Source organism: Streptomyces doebereineriae, from assembly GCF_031845645.1.
GTDB classification, from domain to species: domain Bacteria; phylum Actinomycetota; class Actinomycetes; order Streptomycetales; family Streptomycetaceae; genus Streptomyces; species Streptomyces canus.
The window spans coordinates 1-460 of the sequence record NZ_JAVREZ010000260.1 but is presented as its reverse complement, the minus strand read 5'-3'; the positions used below and the strand labels follow the sequence as shown (position 1 = coordinate 460).

General features: G+C 59.8%; 1 protein-coding gene. It reads left to right on the top strand.

Annotation, left to right across the window (positions count from 1 at the left end):
• The coding region (locus tag RNB18_RS51775) for an AraC family transcriptional regulator ligand-binding domain-containing protein (RefSeq protein WP_311721029.1) at positions 1-460 on the top strand (460 nt) is incomplete at both ends.

Genomic DNA, 460 nt, shown 5'->3' with positions numbered 1-460 from the left:
CGGCGAACCCGGACTGGGCATCGATGTCGGTGGCCGGTCGGCCCTGACGCACATGGGGCTGTTCGGGTTCGCCGTCATGTCCTGTGCCACCCTGCGGGAACTGTTCAGCATCGGGATGCGGTATTTCGCCCTGACGACCCTGCAGATTGATCTGCAGTTGTTCGAGGGCGCCGACGAGTGTGTGCTGGAACTCAATGCCGACCATCTGCCCAACGATGTCCAACGCTTCTTCATTGAACGAGACATCGCTGGAATGATCGCTACCACAAGCAGTTTCGCGTACAATGTGGTGGCTCAGTATGCCGACCGGATCTACGCCGAGGTGTCGATCGACGAGGAAGTGCTACAGCCTCTCCTGACCTTGATGCCGCTACCGAATGTGGCGTTCGGGCGTGCCTACTCTCGGTTGCACTTTCCCCGTGCCATGCTCGACGAGCCACTGCCACAAGCTGATCCGTAC